This is a genomic window from Psychromonas hadalis ATCC BAA-638 (genome assembly GCF_000420245.1).
Lineage (GTDB): Bacteria > Pseudomonadota > Gammaproteobacteria > Enterobacterales > Psychromonadaceae > Psychromonas > Psychromonas hadalis.
The window spans coordinates 1-2,814 of the sequence record NZ_ATUO01000263.1 but is presented as its reverse complement, the minus strand read 5'-3'; the positions used below and the strand labels follow the sequence as shown (position 1 = coordinate 2,814).

The 2,814-nt window shown below is 37.2% G+C and carries 4 protein-coding genes; 2 read left to right on the top strand and 2 right to left on the bottom strand.

Features of this window, described 5'->3' with window-relative positions; genetic code table 11:
* Positions 1–127: 127 nt before the first annotated feature.
* Together G322_RS0118530 and G322_RS0118525 are read right to left on the bottom strand one after the other, a co-directional pair.
* Positions 128–1,156 carry an acyltransferase family protein gene (locus G322_RS0118530; RefSeq protein ID WP_022943170.1) on the bottom strand — a complete coding sequence of 343 codons (1,029 nt, stop codon included), beginning with the start codon at positions 1,154–1,156 and terminating at the stop codon, positions 128–130.
* A gap of 56 nt (positions 1,157–1,212) precedes the next feature.
* Positions 1,213–1,851 (bottom strand): helix-turn-helix transcriptional regulator, encoded by a 639-nt coding sequence (locus G322_RS0118525; protein WP_028866739.1) that lies wholly within the window; start codon positions 1,849–1,851, stop codon positions 1,213–1,215.
* A gap of 136 nt (positions 1,852–1,987) precedes the next feature.
* Between G322_RS0118525 and G322_RS0118520 the strand changes: the two genes are divergently transcribed.
* Both G322_RS0118520 and G322_RS23595 read left to right on the top strand, forming a co-directional pair.
* Positions 1,988–2,407, top strand: coding sequence for a VOC family protein (locus G322_RS0118520; protein ID WP_022943168.1), 420 nt, complete (start codon positions 1,988–1,990; stop codon positions 2,405–2,407).
* Positions 2,408–2,509: 102 nt separating this feature from the next.
* Entirely contained in the window at positions 2,510–2,668 is a 159-nt protein-coding gene (locus G322_RS23595; RefSeq protein ID WP_022943167.1) for a hypothetical protein, read from the top strand.
* Positions 2,669–2,814: the final 146 nt, after the last annotated feature.

The following is a 2,814-nucleotide window of genomic DNA, read 5'->3' as shown; positions in this document are numbered from 1 at the left end:
GTAAATGGTTGTTCCCTTTACAAAACTTACAACGCAGAAGTGAGTTATTTTAACCAGTAAAATAGATTAGCTATTTACTGTAATTGGTATAATACCCGCGCTGCATTCAATCGCGGGAGCAAGTCCTTTATCTGAAAAGAATGTTTTGCAGGGGTGTTTTTTCAATTAATTTTACAAAGGCAACTGAGCAGATAGTTGTCCCAAAGAATAACAGCGCATCTCGTGATACTCCGCTTAATGCAAATATCCCGACAATATTAAAAAAGATAATCGCAATTGAGAGGTGACATAAATAGATCGGTAATATACTTTTACTTAACCAGTAAGTCAGTGGGTGATCGCCCATTTTAGGTTTTGCTAATAAATATAAAAACAAGCCACTGGCCCACAATGGCGTAAACAATAATAGATCATGCCCAGAAAATGGCACTCCTTTGGTGAATAACCAATAGGCTTCAAGAAAATGTCCCAATAAACCGATACATAACAGCAGCAATGCAGCCTGCGCTGATAATTTCACTTCAAACCTTCTAATTTCAAAACCAATTGTCAGCATCAGTAAACTGAAAAATGGCCCGTTACGTGTTAAAAAAGGAGAGCCTATATCAGTCAGTGATGCGTAACTGCCCGCTAACACACCATACAAATACAACATGATAGCAACGGGTAATAACAATTTAAGTTGCTTAAAGTGAGTAAATAACCCCACTATCGCAACCGCAATAATGAGCGCAGGTAAAAACCATAAATGTACTAAACCACCTTCTAACAGTGAATTAAGCGGTGTCTTTAATAAAAACTGCCAGTATAATTGGCGCTCACCAAGGTACCCCAGCTCGATTACATTTTGCAAATTGGTTGGTAGTAACAAGCATATTACCGTCCACACAAGCCAAACTTTTAACAGTGGTGCATTGTATTTCCGTATGACAAGCAGTGGGGAAGTCATTAGCTTTGGCTGTATTAAAAAGCCTGCAATTAAAAAGAACAACGGAACAGCAAAGCGACTCAGTTGATTGGCAATATTAGCCAGCCAAGCATTGCCGTTTATAATCAGAGTATCTGTAAATAACCCAGTATGAATGATAATAATAGCGATCATGGCGATAACACGCATGAATTCAAGACTGGGGATTTTATTAGGGTAGTTTTTCATTTTTTCTCAATAAATATTTGTCATAAAGGGTTGTGTTAAATACCACTTAGATTCAATTACAAAGCGCATATTTTATAAGCGCAACGTCTTGCCCCCTCTATAATATGCTCCTCTCTCGTTATCGTTGCTATCTCTTCAAAAAGTAGCGTAAACATTTGCAACTCTGAGCGACAAAAATTAAGGCATTCACTGGCAGCAGCACAAATAGGACAATGATTTTCAAACAGCCAATAACAACCTTGTTGCTTCTCATAGCTTGCCATATAGCCCTCTTGATTACGTAATTTAACCAATGCTTGTAAACGTAATTCTATCGTTGCAAAAGGTAATAGCTGTTTTTTATAAACTACTAATGTGCTCTCTTCACGTTTACTGATCAGCTTATCTAACCCTTGCTCACCAAATATCTCACGCACAGAAATGAGCAGTTGTACGGTTAATTCTTCATGACCATCTTGAAAATGACGATTGGCTTTTTCTGTTAATAACCAATAACGCGTTGGGCGACCACGCAACGCTTTTTTATCAAAAAAGGTCAGCTCCTCCGCTTCCTGTAACGACTGCAAATGTTGACGAACGCCCATCGTGGTCATTTTCAATATTTCAGACAGTTGCTTGGCAGTCATTTCGCCATTTTCTTTTAATAGCTGAAATATTTTTTCACTTGTTTTACTGCTGTTTTTCTCATTTTTCATGTCAGCATTATTACTCACCACCCAATTAAGTAAAGTTTTTTCTTTACTTAATTAAATAAAGCGTTTACTTTATTTAATAACAAAGCAGATACGCAACGTGTCACCTACGGTATTACAAATTTAGAAGGATAATATTATGATCAGACTAGAGCACATTAACTTAGTCGTGAACGATATAACCACCAGCCTTACTTTTTATAAAGCGGCATTTCCTGAATGGAAAGTACGTGATTCGGGTGCAGGAGAATGGTCTGGTAAACCAAGAGAGTGGTTACATTTTGGGGATGATACAACGTATCTTGCTTTAAACAATAATGCAGAATCACCACCACGTAATTTAGCAGGCCACCAAGCAGGCCTTGCACACTTTGCTTTTGAGATAAATGATTTAAAAGCAATGCAAATGCGTTTACTTGAAGCGGGGTTTAAACATCATTCCCGTGTTAACAATAACCCATATCGTCATAATATTTATTACCTAGACCCAGACGGTAATGAGATAGAGTTTGTTCAATATTTTAGTGATTTAGTAGAGCAGAGAAATTCCACGGTTTAATGGCAGTGATCGCTTGATATTAAATCTGCCACATTAAGTTCATCAAAAAGTAATTAACCTCCTTTAAGCTCATGAATAACTTAATGAGCCAGAGGAAAAAGGATGACAGAGTTAATTAAACGAGCCTGTTTTACCGTGAGTGTTTTATTACTCGGTGCAATAATGATTTTCTCAGCAACACAAAATGCAGCGGAATTAAATGACAACCTAACGGACAATCAATACTGGTTTATGTTGGGCAATTATCAACCTGATAATTAAGTGCATAAACAAAGGGGGCGCGTTAAATTAATTTAACGTGCCCCCTTTTTAAGATTAAAGAATCATTTCAACTTCTTTCTTCAAGCAATCAGACCAAACACCCACTTGTACTTGACCAATATGCTGTTTTTGTAGCAGTAACATCG